The following is a 19,268-nucleotide window of genomic DNA, read 5'->3' on the forward strand; positions in this document are numbered from 1 at the left end:
CTTGTTATGCGGAGACCGTGAACGGCTCCAGGATATCGTCTTTCTGGCTGTCTTCTTCATGGAAGTCGAATACTTCGTCGGTGTGTTCGTAGGATTCGCCGTAGAAGTCCTCGTCTTTGTAAGTGTGGATCTCTTCATATGTTTTGCGCATATGATCGTAAATGGCCTGTTCGACCGTATCTTCACCCTCATGGTTCGGAGCCCAGTAGAGGATTTCAAGAGAGGTCTTCTCGCCGGTCGCAAGCGAACGGCGGCTGTAGCCGATGCGCCGGGCATGGGCAAACCCGCTGCGGGCGTAGAACTTAAGCCGCTTTGCCGTGTCGGTGTCTTCATAGTCGACCGGCTCGACTTCCAGGATGATCGGCTTGTTTTTGGACTGCAGCTTTTCGATCAGCTTGCCGCCGAGCCCCTGGCCGCGGGATGCAGACGATACGTACAGATAGTCGACAAAGAGGAACTCGTCAAATTCGGCGTACATGAGCACGTGGTGCGGTCCTTCATCTTTGCCATAGACGCCAACCTTCTCTTTAAGAAGCGTCTCCATATGGTCCTTGGATTTCATTTCTTCCACGGGAAAATACTCATTGAGCTTGTCGTACCAGTTCAAATAAATCGCCTCCGGTATGTTTTGGTTTCATCCGGGGGTTTTTTGTTTGTGGGGAGATCGGATGAGGAAAAAAACAGATGAGAAAAAAATCCTCCAACGTTCCGGCGGGGCCGGCAATCATGCGGTCGTAAGTTGAAAACGCATTGCACATCCCTTTCTTTACCCGCTCGGAAATCGTATAAACCTCTTTTTAATAATAAATCTTTTTCGTCCCGGAAAAAAGGGCCCATGCCCGCGCAAAATCTTTGCGAATGCATGTATGGCGTCGTATAATTAAGTCAAAGATAGTCAAAGTCAACTGGGATCAATCGCTGTGAAAAGAGGTGAAACCATGCGGAACATCTCCGATATCATTGAAGGATATCTGAAGTCGATTCTCGAACAAGAACAGGACGGGATGGCGGAGATCAAGCGGAGCGAAGTCGCTGAGAAATTCCAGTGCGTCCCTTCGCAGATCAACTACGTCATCAAGACCCGATTTACGACGGAGCGCGGTTACATGGTCGAAAGCAAACGCGGGGGCGGGGGGTATATCCGCATCGTCCGCATCCGGCCCAACAGCCGGATCGAACTGCTCGACCAGGTCGTCAGGGGGCTGGACGGCGGATCAACCCAATCGATGGCAGAGGATGTGATCCGGCGCCTTATCGATGAGGATGTCCTGACGGAGCGCGAGGCAAACCTGATCCACGCCGCCGTACACCGGCAGACGCTCATGTCACAGCTTCCGGAACGCGACCTGCTCCGCTCCAGGATTTTACAGGCGATGCTCAGAACATTGAAATATGAGGCGGCAGGCGGCCCTTCCGATAAACAGGGCGGCTCAGCCAAGGGTGGAAAAGACAACTGATCCCGGCCGGCGCTGTGCCGGCCATGGAAAGAGGTGTGTTCCTTGATTTGTGATAACTGCCATGAACGGCCGGCTTCGGTCGTCGTGACCCAGAGCAAAAATGGAAAAACCGAAGAGCGCCATCTGTGTGATGTCTGCGCAGCACATTTCCAGCCGTTCCAGGGGGACTTCGGAGGAGATCCCCTCGGCATCCAGCAATTCCTGCAGAACTGGTTTGCCGGACCGGGCGTGTTCCAGAATGCACAGCCCCAGGTCGAAAGCGGGCCGGAATGTCAGAACTGCGGACTGACGTTCAGGCGGTTCATCGAGCGCGGGAAGTTCGGCTGCCCGGAATGCTACAGCGCATTCCGCAAGGAGTTGCCCGAAGTGTTCAACAAAGTCCAGGGCGGCCACACGAAGCATGAAGGCAAAGTGCCCGCTTCATACAGCGGACGCATCGCCGCCGAACGCAAGATCAAAGATTTGAGGAGACAGATGAAGGAAGCGATCAACCAGGAGGATTTCGAACATGCGGCACAGCTCCGGGACGAGGTCCGGGAACTGGAGCGCAGCCTGGAGGAAGGGGGCGGACACGATGTCGTCGATTGAAAACTTCCTTAAAAATGCGGTCACTCCATGGATGGGGCCAAAGGGCGAGTACTCGAATATCGTCATGTCGACACGCGTCCGGCTTGCGCGGAACATGAAAGGCTTCCGTTTCCCGCTCGATTTCAGCCGGGAAGAGGCGGAAGAGGTCGAACAAAAAGTCGCTGCGGCACTCGAGGGAATGGATGACTTTTCCTATATCCCGATGGAGAGCGTGCCTGCAATCCAGCGCCAGGCGCTCGTCGAGAAGCATCTGATCAGCCCCCAGCTTGCTGATCCGGAGCGGCCAGGGTCGGTGGCGCTTTCCGGAGATGAATCGGTTTCCATCATGGTGAACGAGGAAGACCATATCCGGATTCAGGTCATCTATCCCGGCCTCCACCTCATGGAAGCATATGACAGGGCGGATGAAATCGACAACCGTCTTGAAGAAGCCCTGCCGTACGCATTCGACGGGGATTTCGGCTACATCACGAGCTGCCCGACCAATACGGGCACTGGGCTTCGCGCATCGGTCATGCTGCACCTGCCGGCACTTTCCATCACGAGTAACATGGCCCGCATCGCCCAGGCGGTCGCCCGCCTCGGCATGACGGTCCGCGGCAGCTACGGCGAGGGGTCCGACGCGCTCGGAAATGTGTACCAGGTGTCCAACCAGATGACGCTCGGGAAGTCGGAGCGCGACATCCTGATGGACCTGCGCGACCTGACCGAGCGGCTCATCGAGCAGGAGGAGCGGGCACGCCGCGCGCTCCGGGAACATTCCCCGATGAAGCTCGAGGACCGGGTCTGGAGATCGTACGGCATCCTGACGAATGCGCGCGTTCTCGCGACCGACGAAGCGGCGAACCGGCTGTCCGACGTCCGCCTCGGCATCGATATGGGCATCATTCCGGATGTCGACCTGTCCGTCCTGAACGAGCTTATGATCTTTATGCAGCCGGCATTTCTTCAGCAATATGCGGGAGAGACGCTCCAGCCCGGTGAAAGAGACGTGTTCCGGGCGAAGCTGATCCGCGAGCGGATCGGCATGGAACGCAAGTCTGACGGCGTTGAGGACTGAGCTTCCGGATGGAAAACGTTCCGCGAGCATATATTTTGAACAGAGGGGCCTCTCCGGTTTACAATAGTCAAAGAAGGTCAAACAACCTTTCGATCTTAGTTATCCGCAGTTCTCTCTTTTCCGGTTTGATGCCGGACAGTTTAGGGGAACCTTTTATCTATAACCAGAATTTGAGTTCATCAGGATCTGCATAAAATCATGATCATTAGAGAAGAGAGGGATTTTGCATGATGTTCAACCGCTTTACGCAACGCTCACAGAAAGTTCTCCAGCTTGCGCAAGAAGAAGCCATCCGGATGCGCCATGATGCCATCGGGACCGAACATATTCTTCTGGGTCTCATCCGTGAAGGCGGCGGCATCGCCGCGAAAGCGCTCGAAGCGATCGGGATAAACTTCGAAACGATCGAAGAAGGCGTCGAAAAGCTTGTCGGCACCGGCGACCGCGAAGTCGGCCCGATCATCCATTACACGCCGCGCGCGAAAAAAGTCATCGAGCTGTCGCTTGATGAATCCCGCAAGCTCGGCCACTCGTATGTCGGCACCGAACACCTCCTCCTCGCGCTGATCCGTGAAGGGGAAGGGGTTGCGGCGCGCGTCCTCGCCAACGCAGGGGTCTCCCTGAACAAGGCACGCCAGCAGGTGCTCCAGCTGCTCGGTTCAAACGAAAACGGACAGGGCGCACAGGCAGGCGGCGGCAATCCGTCCGCCAGCACGCCGACGCTCGACGGCCTGGCGCGCGACCTCACCGAGATCGCCCGCGAAGGCACGCTTGACCCGGTCATCGGCCGCTCCAAGGAAATCACCCGCGTGATCGAAGTACTGTCACGCCGGACGAAAAACAACCCGGTCCTCATCGGGGAGCCGGGTGTCGGCAAGACGGCGATCGCAGAGGGCCTCGCACAGCAGATCGTCAACAATGAAGTTCCGGAAACGCTCCGCGACAAGCGCGTCATGACGCTCGACATGGGTACGGTCGTTGCCGGCACCAAATACCGCGGTGAGTTCGAGGACCGCCTGAAAAAAGTGATGGAGGAGATCCGCCAGGCAGGCAACATCATCCTCTTCATCGACGAGCTCCATACACTGATCGGTGCGGGTGGCGCAGAAGGCGCGATCGACGCGTCCAACATCCTGAAGCCGGCCCTTGCACGCGGCGAGCTCCAGTGCATCGGCGCTACGACGCTGGATGAGTACCGCAAGTACATTGAGAAGGATGCTGCGCTCGAGCGCCGCTTCCAGCCGATCCAGGTTGACGAGCCGAATGTTGAAGACACGATCAAGATCATTTACGGCCTGCGCGACCGCTACGAGGCGCACCACCGCGTGAAGATCACGGATGAAGCCGTCGAGGCGGCAGCAAAGCTGTCCGACCGCTACATCTCCGACCGCTTCCTCCCGGACAAGGCGATCGACCTGATCGACGAGGCCGGCTCCAAAGTCCGCCTGCGTTCGTTCACGACGCCGCCTGATCTGAAAGAACTCGAACAGCAGCTTGAAAGCGTCCGCTCCGAGAAGAACGCGGCCGTCCAGAGCCAGGAGTTCGAGAAGGCAGCCTCGTTCCGCGACAAAGAGCAGAAACTCAAAGATGAGCTGGAGCGGACGAAGGAAGAGTGGAAAGAAAAGCAGGGCAAGAAAGAATCTGAAGTGACTGTCGAAGACGTCGCGCAGGTTGTCGCCATGTGGACCGGCGTTCCTGTCTCCAAGATTGCCGAAACCGAGACGGCGAAGCTTCTCAATATGGAAGAAGAACTGCACAAGCGCGTCATCGGACAGAACGAAGCGGTCGACGCGATCTCCCGGGCCATCCGCCGCGCGCGTGCCGGCCTGAAAGATCCGAAGCGCCCGATCGGCTCGTTCATCTTCCTCGGACCGACAGGTGTCGGTAAGACGGAACTCGCCCGGGCGCTTGCAGAAGTCATGTTCGGTGACGAAGATGCGATGATCCGCATCGATATGTCGGAGTACATGGAGAAGCACTCCACGTCCCGTCTCGTCGGCTCGCCTCCGGGCTACGTCGGCTTCGATGAAGGCGGCCAGCTTACCGAGAAGGTCCGCCGCAAGCCGTACTCGGTCATCCTTCTGGATGAGATCGAAAAAGCCCACCCGGACGTCTTCAACATCCTCCTGCAGGTACTCGAGGACGGACGCCTCACCGACTCCAAGGGCCGCACGGTCGACTTCCGCAACACGGTCGTCATCATGACGTCGAACGTCGGTGCCGAGACGCTCAAGCAGAACAAGTATGTCGGATTTAATCTGCAGGACGGCAAACGCGACCACAAGGATATGAAGGACACGATGCTCAGCGAGCTGAAAAAAGCTTTCCGTCCGGAATTCCTGAACCGTGTGGACGAAATGATCGTCTTCCACTCGCTCGGCAAAGAAGAGCTCGGCCAGATCGTCAACCTCATGGCCGATCAGCTTACAAAGCGCCTGTCCGAGCAGGACATCGAGCTCCTCATCACGGAAGCTGCGAAGGAACGGATCGCCGCAGATGGGTACGACCCTGAATATGGTGCCCGCCCGCTCCGCCGCGCTCTCCAGAAGAACGTCGAGGACCGGCTGTCCGAAGAGCTTCTCAGAGGCGAAGTGCTCGCCGGCCACAAAGTTGTCTTTGACGTCGATGAGGACGGAAAATACACTGTCCGCACAGAAGAGCCGGCAACTGCAGGAACAGCGAAAAAGTGATATAATCAAAGCATCAAATAAATGGTTCAGACATCCCGCCCGCAGCCTGCGGCGGGATGTCTTTTCCGTGCCTGGAGGTACAAATGGCGAAGAAAAAAACGAAGTTCATGTGCCGGGATTGCGGATATGAGTCACCAAAGTGGATGGGGCGATGCCCGGGCTGCGGCGAATGGAATACGATGGACGAGGAAGTCTCAATCGTAGGCAAGGCAGCTCGCGGCGGGGCTTTCCGGACTGAAGCCGGCCCGGCCGGCAAGGCCGCACCGATCACGTCGGTCGAGACCCAGGAAGAGCCGCGCGTCGAAACGGCGTTCGGCGAACTGAACCGGGTGCTCGGCGGCGGCGTCGTGCCGGGCTCGCTCGTCCTGATCGGCGGCGATCCGGGAATCGGGAAGTCGACGCTCCTTCTCCAAGTGTCATCGCTGCTCGCCGAGAAGGGCCGCCGGGTCCTTTACGTCTCGGGCGAAGAATCTGTCCGCCAGACCAAACTCCGCGCGGAGCGGATCGGCGTCACTTCTCCCGAACTTTATATTTATTCCGAGACCGATATGGAGCATATCCGGCTGTCGATCGAGGAGCTGAAGCCGCAGTTCGTCATTGTCGACTCGATCCAGACGGTGCACCATCCGGACGTCACGTCGGCACCGGGGAGTGTATCACAGGTGCGCGAGTGCACCGCCGATCTTATGAGGATTGCGAAAACGACAGGGACCGCGATTTTCCTCGTCGGGCACGTTACGAAGGAAGGCCAGATCGCCGGGCCCCGCCTTCTCGAGCACATGGTCGACACAGTGCTTTACTTTGAAGGCGAGCGCCATCATACGTACCGGATTCTCCGGAGCGTGAAGAACCGCTTTGGCTCGACAAATGAGATGGCGATCTTCGAGATGATCCAGGCGGGGCTGAAAGAAGTGCTGAACCCGTCGGAACTGTTTCTCGAGGAGCGTTCCCAGGGAGCGGCGGGCTCCGTCGTCGTCGCTTCGATGGAAGGGACGCGTCCGATCCTCGTCGAAATCCAGGCGCTTGTCACACAATCCAGCTTCAACTATCCGAAGCGGATGGCGACCGGTTTGGACCAGAGCCGTGTGTCCCTGCTTATGGCGGTGCTTGAGAAGCGGATGAACATGCTGCTGCAGACCCATGACGCCTATATCAAGGTGGCCGGAGGCGTGAAACTCGACGAGCCGGCGATTGACCTCGCCGTCCTCACGAGCATCGTCTCGAGCTTCAAGGACACCGCAGTCAGCCCGTATGACGTCTTTGTCGGGGAAGTCGGCCTGACCGGCGAGATCCGCCGCGTGTCCCGCATCGAGCAGCGCGTCCAGGAAGCGAAGAAGCTCGGATTCAAGCGTGCCATCGTCCCCGCCTCGAACCTCGGCGGATGGGATTACCCGGAAGGCATCCAGGTCGTCGGCGTCAGCACCGTCGCCGAAGCGCTCGGGGAAGCGTTCAAGTAAACGGCTGGATTGATGGGGACATTGACGGTTTATGTTGAACGCTGATGATCTTTGGTGAGACGTTGACGTTTCTCTTAACTGAATGCCGTCACACCGTAAATCCTGCGACATAGATTAAAACAAGGCGGTCCCGTTGCATATACATGCGGCGGGGCCGTTTTTTGGTTTTAGTCGGAGCGGAATGGGGAAGTTAGTGAGGATCAGGATTGTAAGCATCACGGATCCTCTTTCCCGAAAGGAACTTCCTCCCTTTTTCTCCGTCCTAATATTTATGGAAATCATAGGATTTCCCCCCCCTCCGGAAGGAAGTCGGGGGGCCTAACGTGTATACTTTAGTAAAGGAGGTGAAAATCAATGCTGAACTTTTTTGTAAGGGTCGCCTATGCGCTCATCGGAGCCACGCTTGGTGTTATTTTTCTTCCGTCATTATTCGAACTTTTATCCGTTAACCAGCCATGGCTCACCAATGCATATGCGTCAGCCCTGATCGGTGCCGCCCTGTTCTACCTTCTCAGCCTCGCGCTGACCGAGCCGACCGTGCGATCGATCAAATGGCTCGAGGAAAAGCTCATGAAAGCCCCGGTGCTCGACCTGCTGTTCGGGACCGTCGGCATGATCATCGGACTGATTGTCGCTTTTCTGCTGTCATTCGCAATTGGGGCGATCCAGTTCCCTCCGGTCACGGACATTCTGCCGATCATCCTATCGGTCCTTCTCGGCTACCTAGGTTTCCAGTTCGGCTTCCAGAAGAGGGAAGAGCTGATCCAGACGTTCACGAGAAGCGGGGAAAAGAAAAAGGATGGCGCGCCGTCATCCGCCGAAGCGGCCGCAAGCCAGAAAATCCTCGACACGAGCGTCATCATCGACGGCCGGATCGCGGACATTTCCGAGACCGGGTTTCTCGAGGGCGAGCTTGTCATTCCTCAATTTGTCCTGACCGAGCTGCAGCATATCGCAGACTCGTCCGATTCACTCAAGCGCACAAAGGGGCGCAGGGGTCTTGATATCCTCAAGCGCATCCAGAACGACCGCCAGACCGTCATTACCGATGAGGACTTTGACGATGTGAACGAGGTCGATATGAAACTCGTCCGCCTGGCAAAGAAAAACGGCGGGGTCGTCGTGACGAATGACTTTAACCTGAATAAAGTCTGCGATCTGCACAATGTCCGGGTGCTCAACATCAATGATCTTGCAAATGCGGTAAAACCGGTCGTCATCCCGGGCGAGGAAATGCGTGTCACAGTCATCAAGGAAGGCAAGGAGTCCAACCAGGGTGTTGCCTATCTGGACGACGGCACGATGATCGTCATTGAGAATGGCAAACATCAGATCGGCAAAACGCTTACCGTCGCGGTGACAAGTGTCCTGCAGACATCCGCGGGGCGGATGATCTTTGCGCGGCCGCGTGACATGAAAGCGAAAAACTGACGGAAGGCAGGGCCCCGTGCCCTGTCCTTTCACTTGATGGAGTGAAATCGGATGGAATATACAGTTATGCTTCCGGCGGCGGGGAGCGGCCGGCGGATGGGAGCCGGGGAAAACAAGCTCTTCCTGCCGCTTGCGGAAAAGCCGATCCTGGTCCGGACGCTTTCCGTGTTCCAGCAGGATCCGGACTGCGCGGGCATCATCCTTGCCGTGCGCCCGGACGAACGGGACCGGATCCGCGGCATGCTCGCGGAGCACGGCATCACCAAAGTCACGGCGATGCCGGACGGCGGGGGCGAGCGGCAGGACAGCGTCCGCGCATGTGTCCGTGCATTCGGAGCGGCCGGCGGAACGGATGATGCGGTCGTCATGGTACATGATGCCGCGCGGCCGTTTCTTTCGCGCCGGGTGATCAGGGAGCTCGCGGAGACCGCGGCCGGCCACGGCGCCGCGATTGCTGCGGTCCCGTCCAAGGACACCGTGAAGCAGGTAACCGACGGAGTCGTTGAAGCCACCCCGGACCGCAGCACGGTCTGGCTTGTCCAGACCCCGCAGGCGTTCCGCGCGGGCCTGCTGGCGGAGGCGGAGGAAAAGGCATTTGCCGACGGGTTCCTCGGAACCGACGAATCAATGCTTGTCGAGCGGCTCGGACATCCCGTCCGTGTCGTCGAGAGCACTTATGATAATCTGAAGATGACGACCAAAGTGGACCTCGCGATCGGCGAGGCGCTGCTGAAACGGCAGGAGGAGACGGAATGATCAGGATCGGACAAGGATTTGACGTGCATGAATTTGCGGAAGGGCGTCCGCTCATCATCGGCGGCGTGACCATCCCGCACGAGCGCGGCCTCATCGGCCACTCGGATGCGGATGTGCTGCTCCACACGGTGACCGACGCGGCGCTTGGCGCGATCGGCGAAGGGGACATCGGGCGCCACTTCCCGGACACCGACGAAGCGTTCAAGGACGCCGACTCCGCAGTATTGCTGGAGAAGGTCTGGGAGGATGTCGAGGCCCGGGGCTGGAAACTCGGCAATGTCGACTGCACAATCATGGCGCAGCGCCCGAAAATGGCGCCGCATATCGACAAGATCCGCGCCCGCATCGCAGAGCTGCTTCACGCCGACGTATCGCAGGTGAACGTCAAGGCGACCACGACCGAAAAGCTGGGCTTTGTCGGCCGCGAAGAAGGCATTGCCGCACTCGCGGTGATTTTGTTGGAAAAAGCGTAATGACAGGACCGCCCGGGATTGCCGGGCGGTCTTTTGCATGCCGGAAGAATGCCCGGGGTGTTTGCGCACGAATCACGCAAGTTCACGTACGAAAATCCCTCCGGTTCCAGAGTTTGCGTACGAATCGCGCAAGTTTGCGCACGAAAATCCTTGCGCACCCCGGATTCGCGCACGAATCTCCAAAGTTCACGCACGAAAATGCCCCCGCCCCCAAGATTCGCGCACAAACACCCAAAGTCCGCGCACGAAAACCCCGCGAGCCGATGCCTTTTCCGGAAATCAGGCCGGCGCAACACCCGGCGCTTTAAAACCTCACGTGCTGTGGTAAAATGGACGGAGCAAACATGTTCGAACGAACAGGAGGAACCATCTATGACACAGGAAGTCCGTGTACGCTATGCACCGAGTCCGACGGGGCACCTGCATATCGGGAACGCCAGGACGGCGCTCTTCAACTATCTCTACGCACGCCACAACGGCGGAAAGTTCATCATCCGCATCGAGGACACTGACGCGAAGCGGAACATCGAGGGCGGCGAGGAATCGCAGCTCCGATATCTGAAATGGCTCGGCATCGACTGGGATGAGAGCATCGACGTCGGCGGCGAGTACGGCCCGTACCGCCAGTCGGAGCGGAATGACCTCTATAAGCAACTGTATGACGGGCTCCTGGAAAAAGGCTTGGCCTACAAGTGCTACTGCACCGAAGAAGAGCTGGAAGCGGAGCGCGAGGCCCAGCAGGCACGCGGAGAAATGCCGCGCTACAGCGGCAAGTGCCGTCATCTGACAGACGATGACCGCGCGAAGCTCGAGGCGGAAGGCCGCCAGCCAAGCATCCGCATCGCCGTGCCGGAAGGCCGCACGTACAAATTCCAGGACATGGTCAAGGATGAAGTATCGTTTGAATCCGGCGATTTCGGCGACTGGGTCATCGTGAAAAAGGACGGCGTGCCGACCTATAACTTCGCGGTGGCAATCGACGACCACTACATGAAGATCACGCATGTCCTCCGCGGGGATGACCACATCTCCAACACGCCGAAGCAAATGATGATCTACGAGGCGTTCGGCTGGGAGCCGCCGACATTCGGCCACATGACACTCATCGTCAACGAAAGCCGCAAGAAATTGTCGAAGCGTGACGAATCGATCATCCAGTTTATCGAGCAGTACGAGGAGCTCGGCTATCTGCCGGAGGCGCTCTTCAACTTCATCGCCCTTCTCGGCTGGTCGCCGAAGGGTGAGGACGAAATCTTCTCGAAGGACGAGTTCATCGAGATGTTCGAAGCCGACCGCCTGTCGAAGTCGCCTGCGCTCTTCGACAAGCAGAAGCTGACCTGGATGAACAACCAGTATGTGAAGCAGCTTCCTTCCGAGGAAGTCGTGAAGCTGGCGCTGCCGCATCTCCAGAAGGCGGGCCGCCTGTCGGAAGAGCTATCCGCGGAAAAACGCGAATGGGCCGAACGGCTGATCGCGCTTTATCAGGAGCAGATGAGCTTCGGTGCGGAAATTGTCGAATTGTCCGCCCAGTTCTTTAACGAAGACATCGAATACGATGAGGAAGCAAAGGCCGTCCTTTCCGGCGAGCAGGTTCCGGAAGTGATGACGGCATTCAAAGCGAAGCTTGAGGAACTTGAATCGTTCGACCCGGCCTCGATCAAAGGCGCAATCAAGGCTGTGCAGAAAGAAACCGGCCACAAGGGCAAGAACCTCTTCATGCCGATCCGTGTCGTGACGACGGGCCAGACGCATGGTCCGGAGCTCCAGGAATCGATCTCGCTCCTCGGACGCGACAAGGTTATCCGGCGCGTCTCCGCTTACGCAGGCTGAATATTTATTGCCTCTGCCGCGTACGGTTTAATCAATTGACATTCCGCGTTCCCCAAGTACAATAGAGGTCAACAAGGAATCAACATACCGAAAGCGACGAAGAGGAGAAGTACGTTGCGCAAGCTCGACAGAGAGGGCCGCCGCCGGCTGAAAGCGGCCCGGGCCGCTGCGCGCGGAAATGCACCTCGGAGCGCCGAGTCGAAACAAGTAGGCCGGCCGCTTTGCCCACGTTACGGGCACCGAGGGGGGAGGAGCGCTTTTTGTTCCTCCCAAACCAGAGTGGAACCGCGCATACCGGCGTCTCTGTCAACTGACAGGGGCGCTTTTTGTTTTGGCCGCGTGCCGCCGGATAGCTCCCGCCCGCCTTAGTTTTCGGATTTTGGAGGAATGCTCAACCATGTTCAAGAGGATGAAAGAAGATATTGCGACAATTTTCGACCAGGACCCCGCAGCAAGGAGTTCCTTCGAGATTGTGCTGACTTATTCAGGGCTTCACGCGCTCTGGGGCTACCGGGTCGCCCATGCTTTCCACAAAAGGGGCATGCGCTTCCTTGCCCGGTTCGTGTCCCAGTTTGTCCGGTTCCTGACCGGGATCGAGATCCACCCGGGCGCTGTTATCGGACGCCGGTTCTTTATCGACCACGGTTCCGGTGTCGTCATCGGAGAAACTTGTGTGATCGGCAATGACGTCACGCTCTATCAGGGCGTCACGCTCGGCGGGACCGGCAAGGAAAAAGGCAAGCGCCACCCGACACTCGGCAATAATGTGCTCGTGGCATCAGGCGCGAAAGTGCTTGGTTCGATCACGCTCGGCGACAATGTCAAAGTCGGCGCAGGATCCGTCGTGCTCAAAGACGTGCCGCCGAATTCCACAGTCGTCGGGATTCCGGGGACTGTCGTTGTCCAGAATGGTGTTAAAGTGACGAAAAAACTGGACCACCAGGACATCCCGGATCCGGTTGCAGACAAATGCGATATGCTGGAAGAGAAAATCGCCCGGCTCAACAATGAATTGGAAAAGCTGCAGGAGCAGCTGAAGGAGGCAAGACGATGACCATCCAGATGTTCAATACACTCAGCAGAAAGAAAGAACCGTTTGTCCCGATCGAAGAGGGGAAAGTGAAGATGTATGTTTGCGGCCCGACCGTCTACAACTACATCCACATCGGCAATGCGCGCCCGGTCATCGTTTATGACACGGTCCGCAATTACCTGGAGTATAAAGGCTATGACGTCCATTTCGTTTCGAACTTCACAGACGTCGATGACAAGATCATCAAAGCGGCAAACGAGATCGGTGAAGAAGTCGGCGAACTGACGGAGCGGTTCATTGCTGCGTATTTCGCAGACATAGAGGCGCTCGGATGCCGCCATGCGGATGACCACCCGCGCGTTACGGACCATATCCGGGACATCATCGATTTTATCGGTGTGCTGGTCGACAAGGGCTACGCTTACGAGTCAGGCGGCGACGTCTACTACCGGACACGCAAATTCGGCGGCTACGGCAAGCTTTCCCAGCAGTCGATCGATGAGCTTAAGGTCGGTGCGCGCATCCAGCCCGGCGAGAAAAAGGAAGACGCACTCGACTTCGCCCTCTGGAAGGGTGTGAAGCCCGGCGAAATCTCTTGGGAAAGCCCCTGGGGTGCAGGCCGTCCGGGCTGGCACATCGAGTGCTCGGTTATGGCGCGCGAAGTGCTCGGCGACACGATCGACATCCACGCGGGCGGCCAGGACCTGACGTTCCCGCACCATGAAAATGAAATCGCCCAGAGCGAGGCGCACAACGACAAGACATTCGCGAATTACTGGATGCATAACGGCTACGTCAACATCGACAACGAGAAAATGTCGAAATCCCTGGGGAACTTCATTACCGTCCACGATATCCGCCAGAAAATCGACCCGCAGGTGCTGCGCTACTTTATGCTGACGGTCCACTACCGGAACCCGATCAACTTCTCTTCTGAAGTGATTACGGATGCGGAAAATGCCCTTGAGCGGCTTCGTACGGCGTACCGCAACCTCATGTTCCGCCTTGAGCAGACGGCGGACAACGGTGACCAGGGGGACATATGGCTCCATAAGATCAAGGAGGTACAGAAGTCGTTTGAAGACGCGATGGATGATGACTTCAACACCGCCAATGCGATTGCGGCACTGTTCGACCTGGCCCGCCTGTCGAATACTTACCTGAATGAAAAAAACACCCAGAAAGACGTGCTGCAGGCGTTCATCGGCACGTTCAGCAAGCTTGCAGGCGTACTCGGGATCACTCTGGAGGCGGCGGAAGAACTGCCTGGCGAAGAGGTCGATGCACTGATCGCGGAGCGCGAAGAGGCAAGGAAAAGCCGTGACTTCAAGCGCGCCGACGAAATCAGGGATCATCTGCTGAGCCAGGGCATCGTCCTCGAGGATACCCGGCAGGGCGTCCGCTGGAAGAGGGGCTGATCGGATGGCAGGAATCAGTGACGGCGACATCCGCCAGCTGAACGGGCTGGCGCTCGCCTACATGGGCGACGCAATCTACGAAGTGGCGGTTCGCGAACACCTCATCCGCTCCGGACGGGCGAAGCCCAACACACTCCACCGGCTGGCGACCGGATATGTATCAGCCAAGTCCCAGGCGGCGATCGTCCTCTCCATGATGGAGGAAAAAGGCTTTCTTGACGAAGGGGAAGCCGCCGTCGTCCGCCGGGGACGGAACGCCAAATCGGGACATGCCCCGAAAAACACGGATATACAGACGTACAACTACAGCACGGCATTCGAAGCACTTGTCGGATATCTGTACCTGCTCGGCAGGAAAGAGCGGCTGGACGAAGTGGTCCGGTACGCGATCGGCTTTGCCGAATCGGAAGGAGGGGAAGTACGGTGACGAACCGGGAAGAAGAAATCATTGCGGGACGCAACCCCGTGCTTGAAGCTTTGCGTTCGGGGCGCCAGCTGAATAAGATCTGGATTGCAGAAGGCATGCAGAAAGCATCCGCCTCGGACATTCGCGCGCTCGCCAAAGAATCCGGCGTGATCGTCCAACAGGTACCCAAGAAAAAGCTGGACCTGCTGACCGATCTGACCCATCAGGGAATTGCGGCATCCGTCGCGGCATACGACTATGCGGAGCTGGACGACCTGTTCCGGCGTGCGGAAGAACGCGGGCAAGACCCGTTTTTCCTGATCCTGGACGAGCTGGAGGATCCGCATAATCTGGGCTCGATCCTCCGTACGGCGGATGCGTCGGGCGTACACGGGATCATCATCCCGAAGCGGCGCTCCGTCGGCCTGACGGGTGTGGTCGCCAAGGCATCCACCGGAGCGATCGAACACGTTCCGGTTGTGCGGGTCGGCAACATGGCGCGTACCGTGGATGATCTGAAGGGCCGCGGTGTCTGGATTGCCGGCACCGATGCCAAAGGCAGTGCCGACTATCGCAATATGGACGCGGGCCTGCCGCTCGCCGTCATCATCGGCAGCGAGGGCCGCGGTATGAGCCGGCTGCTGCGGGACAAGTGCGACTTCCTGTACAGCTTGCCGATGGTCGGGCATGTCAACTCCCTCAACGCCTCCGTCGCGGCGGCGCTCCTCATGTACGAGGTGTTCCGAAAACGCGAGACGGAAGGCGGTCAGTGATGGATGTCCTGATCGTCGACGGCTACAATATCATCGGCGCCTGGCCGGAGCTGAAAAATCTCCGGGATGCCCGGCTTGAAGATGCCCGCGATCTGCTTGTCGAAATGATGGCGGAATACCGGGCATATACGGGCTGGCGGGTGATTGTCGTCTTCGATGCTCAGTATGTGCCGGGCATCCCGAAACCTGAACGGCGCAGGGACGTCGAGGTCGTCTTTACAAGGGAGAACGAGACGGCCGATGAACGCATTGAGCGACTTGCCTCCGAACTCGGCAGCCGGCGCACCCAGGTGCACGTCGCGACATCAGACTATACTGAGCAGCGCATCATTTTCGCCCAGGGCGCCCTCCGCAAGTCCGCAAGGGAGCTCCGGCTGGAGATGGGCGATGTCCGGGATGGCATTTCAAAGCGGGTCCGGGAAATCCGTGATAACCGTCCATTCTCCAAAATCCCGCTCAGTGACGAAGTGGCTGAAATTTTCGAAAAATGGCGCCGGGGACACAAATGAACGGTTGACGACAATATTTTCCTTCCTGTAGACTTGTCTTTAAAACACTCGAGGGGGACCGGAGGTGATCGGAATGATGATTGACAGCCGGAAAGAGGTTTTGGGGGAAACGTTCGAAAACCACAGCGATGAGTCACTGATCGAGCTGGTGCATGCCGGAAGATCGGATGCGCTCGATTACCTGATCCGGAAGTATCATTATTTCGTCCGGATGAAAGCGCGCTCATACTTCCTGGTCGGCGCGGATCGGGAAGATATCATACAAGAGGGAATGATCGGCCTGTACAAGGCGATCCGGGATTTCCGGGCGGACAAGCTCAGTTCTTTCCGGGCGTTCGCGGAGCTTTGCATCACGCGGCAGATCATCACGGCGATCAAGACTGCAACGCGCCAGAAGCACATCCCGCTGAATTCGTCGGTCTCACTCGACAAGCCTGTCTATGAGGACGAGTCCGAGCGGACACTGCTCGACATGCTGACGGGACCTGAGCTGGACGATCCGGCAGATCTCATGGTCCACCGGGAGGATTTCCACCGGCTGGAGGAGGAGGTCAACAATGTCCTGAGCACGCTTGAGCGGCAGGTGCTCGCCCTTTATCTGGAAGGCCGCAGCTATCAGGAGATTTCCGACAAGCTGGACCGGCAGGTGAAGTCGATCGACAATGCCCTGCAGCGGATCAAGCGGAAACTTGAGCAGCACCTTGCTGCGGGAGCGCGCCGGTAGGCATTCCGGGGCGCGTTGACAGCGTGACAGGCAGGTGGTAGGCTGTAAACGGACCGGTCCGCGGATCGGCAGCCAGGCCGGCACTCGCCGGCCGGCGGATAATCGTAATGCGACGCCGGAACTTCCGGTGATTCTGCTTCACTCGACACAGATTCTATAATCCGGAGGTTTAACGATAAAATGGGTAAGATTCGTGAGTTTTTCAGCGGCGTCGTCTCCGAGATGCGGAAAGTAAGCTGGCCGAAGCGCAAAGAACTGACAAAGTATACGGTTGTCGTCCTTTCGACAGTCGTCTTCATGGCTTTGTACTTCGTGGTCATCGATCTTGGCATCTCGGAACTGTTCCGCTGGTTCCTGAGCATCTGACTCAGGCTGTCTGAATACATGGCCACAAATAGCCCGTCTGAGGACCATACGGGCTTTTTCATTTTGCTGAAGTTTCCGGGAAACGGGTTCCGGCCGGCGGATGCGGGTACACTCCAGTATAGAGCCGCGTCCGGGCCGCCGCCCCGGTGCTCAGCCGTTATATGCAAGTGAAAGGGAGGGACGGACGGCCAGTCCGATCGAATGGAGAAAAATTGGTACGTGGTACACACCTATTCCGGATATGAGAACAAGGTGAAGGCTAACCTGGAAAAACGGGTCGAAACGATGGGGATGCTCGATAAGATCTTCCGTGTCATCGTCCCGGAAGAACAGGAAACAGAGCTGAAGGACGGCAAGAAAAAGACCGTCATGCGCAAGACATTCCCCGGATACGTCCTTGTCGAAATGATCATGACGGACGATTCCTGGTATGTCGTCCGCAATACGCCGGGCGTAACCGGATTTATCGGCTCGTCCGGCGGCGGTGCGAAACCGACGCCGCTCATGCCGGATGAGGTGGACTTCATCCTCCGCCAGATGGGCATGAAGGAAGCGAAGTTCGAGATGGACATCGAAGCGGGCGAACTCGTCGAAGTGCTGGAAGGGCCATTCGCGAATTTCCAGGGCACAGTCGAGGAAGTCGATCCGTCCAAGGGCAAGGTCAAGGTCGCGGTCGAGATGTTCGGGCGCGAAACAAAGATGGAACTCGATTTCGTCCAGATCAGGAAAATTTGACATTCCCGCTTGCAAGCGGGCACTTTTGGTGGTATCATTCCATAGGTCAGGCCGAAAATAGGCCTGCCGCGGATCAACCGTATTCTACCGGCATCGCCGGCAGACACATATCGAGTGGGAGGGGCAACCCTATTACCACATCACGGACTTTAAGGAGGTGCGTCTCGTGGCTAAAAAAGTAAGCAAAATCGTCAAACTGCAAATCCCTGCAGGTAAAGCAAACCCGGCACCACCGGTCGGACCGGCACTCGGTCAGGCAGGTGTGAACATCATGGGCTTCTGTAAGGAATTCAACGCACGGACATCTGACCAGGCAGGTCTCATCATTCCGGTTGAGATCACTGTTTTTGAAGACCGCTCGTTCACATTCATTACAAAAACTCCGCCGGCTGCCGTTCTTCTGAAGAAAGCAGCAGGCATCGATAAGGCGTCCGGCGAACCGAACAAAAACAAGGTCGCTGTCGTCAAGCGTGACAAAGTCCGCGAAATCGCGGAAACAAAAATGCCAGACCTCAACGCCGCTTCGGTCGAAGCAGCGATGCAGATGGTCGAAGGCACTGCCCGCAGCATGGGCATCACGATCGAAGACTGATTCTTTCACTTGATGTTGTTCTGTTACAGAGGGTTGCGCCCGTTCCACGCGAACGCCGCAATCCTTTTTCGTGGGAGGGTTAATCCGCTATAACCACAATCAAGGAGGAAACAAACATGGCTAAAAAAGGCAAGAAGCTTGTAGAAGCGGCTAAGAAAGTAAACCGCGAACAACTCTACAGCGCAGAAGAAGCAATCGCGCTCGCTAAAGAAACGAGCACAACGAAATTCGACGCGACAGTCGAAGTCGCTTTCCGTCTCGGAATCGACACACGTAAAAACGACCAGCAGATCCGTGGTGCAGTCGTCCTTCCTAACGGAACGGGCAAGACACAGCGCGTTCTCGTCTTCGCAAAAGGCGAAAAGCTCAAAGAAGCTGAAGCTGCAGGCGCAGACTACGCGGGCGACGCTGAGTTCGTCACTAAGATCCAGCAAGGCTGGTTCGACTTTGACGTAATCGTTGCAACTCCTGACATGATGGGTGAAGTCGGTAAACTCGGCCGCGTCCTCGGACCAAAAGGTCTCATGCCGAACCCTAAGACAGGCACAGTTACGTTCGACGTGACAAAAGCTGTCCAGGACATCAAAGCTGGTAAGGTTGAATACCGCGCTGACAAAGCCGGCATCATCCACGCGCCAATCGGAAAAGTTTCGTTCGACAACGAGAAGCTCATCGAGAACTTCAACACGATCTTCGAAACCATCCAGAAGGCAAAACCTGCAGCTGCAAAAGGCACTTACATGAAGTCCGTCAACGTGACGACTACAATGGGCCCTGCAGTGAAAATTGATGCGGCTAACGTTACTGTCGCAAAATAATCATTGACAACGTTTCGGTGGTCTGGTAAGATTGCCGATGTTGTGAATATCGTTTGTACCGTAGACAGCAGGGGCGGCATGCCGCTTAAAATTTCCCTGCCGAGGACAAAGACGTGCTTGATCGAATGAAGCCGACTTTAATGCCCTGTGTC

The 19,268-nt window shown here is 57.3% G+C and carries 20 protein-coding genes and 1 other annotated feature (1 of these 21 running past the window's edge); of the genes, 19 read left to right on the top strand and 1 reads right to left on the bottom strand.

The window, feature by feature from the left end; translation table 11 throughout:
* Positions 1–4: 4 nt before the first annotated feature.
* Positions 5–607: a GNAT family N-acetyltransferase gene (locus AC6CHQ_RS12135; RefSeq protein WP_498081640.1), complete on the bottom strand. Its 603-nt coding sequence runs from the start codon at positions 605–607 to the stop codon at positions 5–7.
* Positions 608–938: 331 nt separating this feature from the next.
* On the opposite strand from AC6CHQ_RS12135, the gene AC6CHQ_RS12140 reads away from it, so the two are divergent.
* The 19 genes from AC6CHQ_RS12140 (at position 939) to rplA (ending at position 19,116) form a co-directional block, all read left to right on the top strand.
* Positions 939–1,457, top strand: a complete 519-nt coding sequence (locus tag AC6CHQ_RS12140) for a CtsR family transcriptional regulator (RefSeq protein WP_092053193.1) — start codon at positions 939–941, stop codon at positions 1,455–1,457.
* 42 nt (positions 1,458–1,499) lie between these two features.
* Entirely contained in the window at positions 1,500–2,045 is a 546-nt protein-coding gene (locus AC6CHQ_RS12145; RefSeq protein WP_092053190.1) for a UvrB/UvrC motif-containing protein, read from the top strand.
* Complete coding sequence (mcsB, locus tag AC6CHQ_RS12150; protein WP_251238806.1) at positions 2,032–3,105, top strand: protein-arginine kinase McsB; 1,074 nt, start codon at positions 2,032–2,034, stop codon at positions 3,103–3,105. Before AC6CHQ_RS12145 ends, mcsB begins: the two co-directional genes overlap by 14 nt.
* Positions 3,106–3,332: 227 nt before the next feature.
* Positions 3,333–5,795 (top strand): ATP-dependent Clp protease ATP-binding subunit, encoded by a 2,463-nt coding sequence (locus tag AC6CHQ_RS12155; RefSeq protein ID WP_251238805.1) that lies wholly within the window; start codon positions 3,333–3,335, stop codon positions 5,793–5,795.
* A gap of 83 nt (positions 5,796–5,878) precedes the next feature.
* On the top strand, positions 5,879–7,252 hold the full coding sequence (gene radA / locus AC6CHQ_RS12160; protein ID WP_092053181.1) for a DNA repair protein RadA: 1,374 nt from the start codon (positions 5,879–5,881) through the stop codon (positions 7,250–7,252).
* Between the two features lie 354 nt (positions 7,253–7,606).
* On the top strand, positions 7,607–8,683 hold the full coding sequence (locus tag AC6CHQ_RS12165) for a PIN/TRAM domain-containing protein (RefSeq protein ID WP_498081641.1): 1,077 nt from the start codon (positions 7,607–7,609) through the stop codon (positions 8,681–8,683).
* A 51-nt stretch (positions 8,684–8,734) separates the two neighbouring features.
* Positions 8,735–9,439 (top strand): 2-C-methyl-D-erythritol 4-phosphate cytidylyltransferase, encoded by a 705-nt coding sequence (gene ispD, locus AC6CHQ_RS12170; RefSeq protein WP_251238803.1) that lies wholly within the window; start codon positions 8,735–8,737, stop codon positions 9,437–9,439.
* The gene (gene ispF / locus AC6CHQ_RS12175) at positions 9,436–9,912 is read left to right on the top strand and encodes a 2-C-methyl-D-erythritol 2,4-cyclodiphosphate synthase (RefSeq protein WP_092053168.1); all 477 of its coding nucleotides are present in this window, start codon (positions 9,436–9,438) and stop codon (positions 9,910–9,912) included. Before ispD ends, ispF begins: the two co-directional genes overlap by 4 nt.
* 372 nt (positions 9,913–10,284) lie before the next feature.
* Positions 10,285–11,742, top strand: a complete 1,458-nt coding sequence (gltX, locus tag AC6CHQ_RS12180) for a glutamate--tRNA ligase (RefSeq protein ID WP_092053165.1) — start codon at positions 10,285–10,287, stop codon at positions 11,740–11,742.
* A gap of 379 nt (positions 11,743–12,121) precedes the next feature.
* Entirely contained in the window at positions 12,122–12,796 is a 675-nt protein-coding gene (cysE, locus tag AC6CHQ_RS12185; RefSeq protein WP_349773646.1) for a serine O-acetyltransferase, read from the top strand.
* Entirely contained in the window at positions 12,793–14,193 is a 1,401-nt protein-coding gene (gene cysS, locus AC6CHQ_RS12190) for a cysteine--tRNA ligase (RefSeq protein ID WP_092053156.1), read from the top strand. The genes cysE and cysS overlap by 4 nt, the downstream gene beginning before the upstream one ends.
* A gap of 4 nt (positions 14,194–14,197) precedes the next feature.
* Complete coding sequence (locus AC6CHQ_RS12195; protein WP_251238802.1) at positions 14,198–14,620, top strand: Mini-ribonuclease 3; 423 nt, start codon at positions 14,198–14,200, stop codon at positions 14,618–14,620.
* Positions 14,617–15,372 (top strand): 23S rRNA (guanosine(2251)-2'-O)-methyltransferase RlmB, encoded by a 756-nt coding sequence (gene rlmB, locus AC6CHQ_RS12200; protein WP_251238801.1) that lies wholly within the window; start codon positions 14,617–14,619, stop codon positions 15,370–15,372. Before AC6CHQ_RS12195 ends, rlmB begins: the two co-directional genes overlap by 4 nt.
* On the top strand, positions 15,372–15,881 hold the full coding sequence (locus AC6CHQ_RS12205) for an NYN domain-containing protein (RefSeq protein WP_092053147.1): 510 nt from the start codon (positions 15,372–15,374) through the stop codon (positions 15,879–15,881). Before rlmB ends, AC6CHQ_RS12205 begins: the two co-directional genes overlap by 1 nt.
* 73 nt (positions 15,882–15,954) lie before the next feature.
* On the top strand, positions 15,955–16,605 hold the full coding sequence (gene sigH / locus AC6CHQ_RS12210; RefSeq protein ID WP_177168360.1) for an RNA polymerase sporulation sigma factor SigH: 651 nt from the start codon (positions 15,955–15,957) through the stop codon (positions 16,603–16,605).
* A gap of 180 nt (positions 16,606–16,785) precedes the next feature.
* A complete protein-coding gene (gene secE, locus AC6CHQ_RS12215; protein ID WP_092053143.1) occupies positions 16,786–16,971 on the top strand; it encodes a preprotein translocase subunit SecE in 186 nt (61 codons plus the stop codon).
* Between the two features lie 201 nt (positions 16,972–17,172).
* Complete coding sequence (nusG, locus tag AC6CHQ_RS12220; RefSeq protein ID WP_092053139.1) at positions 17,173–17,706, top strand: transcription termination/antitermination protein NusG; 534 nt, start codon at positions 17,173–17,175, stop codon at positions 17,704–17,706.
* Positions 17,707–17,872: 166 nt separating this feature from the next.
* Entirely contained in the window at positions 17,873–18,298 is a 426-nt protein-coding gene (gene rplK / locus AC6CHQ_RS12225; protein ID WP_143020570.1) for a 50S ribosomal protein L11, read from the top strand.
* 116 nt (positions 18,299–18,414) lie between these two features.
* Positions 18,415–19,116 carry a 50S ribosomal protein L1 gene (gene rplA / locus AC6CHQ_RS12230; protein WP_092053129.1) on the top strand — a complete coding sequence of 234 codons (702 nt, stop codon included), beginning with the start codon at positions 18,415–18,417 and terminating at the stop codon, positions 19,114–19,116.
* Between the two features lie 40 nt (positions 19,117–19,156).
* Positions 19,157–19,268, top strand: a sequence feature (ribosomal protein L10 leader region) (it continues 35 nt past the right edge of the window).

This window comes from Bhargavaea sp. GQ12 (assembly GCF_059758705.1).

Excerpts from the sequence above, each read along its gene's own strand:
- radA (WP_092053181.1), top strand. The coding sequence starts at position 5,879 with ATGGCGAAGAAAAAAACGAAGTTCATGTGCCGGGATTGCGGATATGAG.
- AC6CHQ_RS12155 (WP_251238805.1), top strand. The coding sequence starts at position 3,333 with ATGATGTTCAACCGCTTTACGCAACGCTCACAGAAAGTTCTCCAGCTT.
- rplA (WP_092053129.1), top strand. The coding sequence starts at position 18,415 with ATGGCTAAAAAAGGCAAGAAGCTTGTAGAAGCGGCTAAGAAAGTAAAC.
- AC6CHQ_RS12205 (WP_092053147.1), top strand. The coding sequence starts at position 15,372 with ATGGATGTCCTGATCGTCGACGGCTACAATATCATCGGCGCCTGGCCG.
- AC6CHQ_RS12140 (WP_092053193.1), top strand. The coding sequence starts at position 939 with ATGCGGAACATCTCCGATATCATTGAAGGATATCTGAAGTCGATTCTC.
- nusG (WP_092053139.1), top strand. The coding sequence starts at position 17,173 with ATGGAGAAAAATTGGTACGTGGTACACACCTATTCCGGATATGAGAAC.
- ispD (WP_251238803.1), top strand. The coding sequence starts at position 8,735 with ATGGAATATACAGTTATGCTTCCGGCGGCGGGGAGCGGCCGGCGGATG.
- gltX (WP_092053165.1), top strand. The coding sequence starts at position 10,285 with ATGACACAGGAAGTCCGTGTACGCTATGCACCGAGTCCGACGGGGCAC.
- sigH (WP_177168360.1), top strand. The coding sequence starts at position 15,955 with ATGATGATTGACAGCCGGAAAGAGGTTTTGGGGGAAACGTTCGAAAAC.
- secE (WP_092053143.1), top strand. The coding sequence starts at position 16,786 with ATGGGTAAGATTCGTGAGTTTTTCAGCGGCGTCGTCTCCGAGATGCGG.
- AC6CHQ_RS12165 (WP_498081641.1), top strand. The coding sequence starts at position 7,607 with ATGCTGAACTTTTTTGTAAGGGTCGCCTATGCGCTCATCGGAGCCACG.
- mcsB (WP_251238806.1), top strand. The coding sequence starts at position 2,032 with ATGTCGTCGATTGAAAACTTCCTTAAAAATGCGGTCACTCCATGGATG.
- cysS (WP_092053156.1), top strand. The coding sequence starts at position 12,793 with ATGACCATCCAGATGTTCAATACACTCAGCAGAAAGAAAGAACCGTTT.
- ispF (WP_092053168.1), top strand. The coding sequence starts at position 9,436 with ATGATCAGGATCGGACAAGGATTTGACGTGCATGAATTTGCGGAAGGG.
- AC6CHQ_RS12195 (WP_251238802.1), top strand. The coding sequence starts at position 14,198 with ATGGCAGGAATCAGTGACGGCGACATCCGCCAGCTGAACGGGCTGGCG.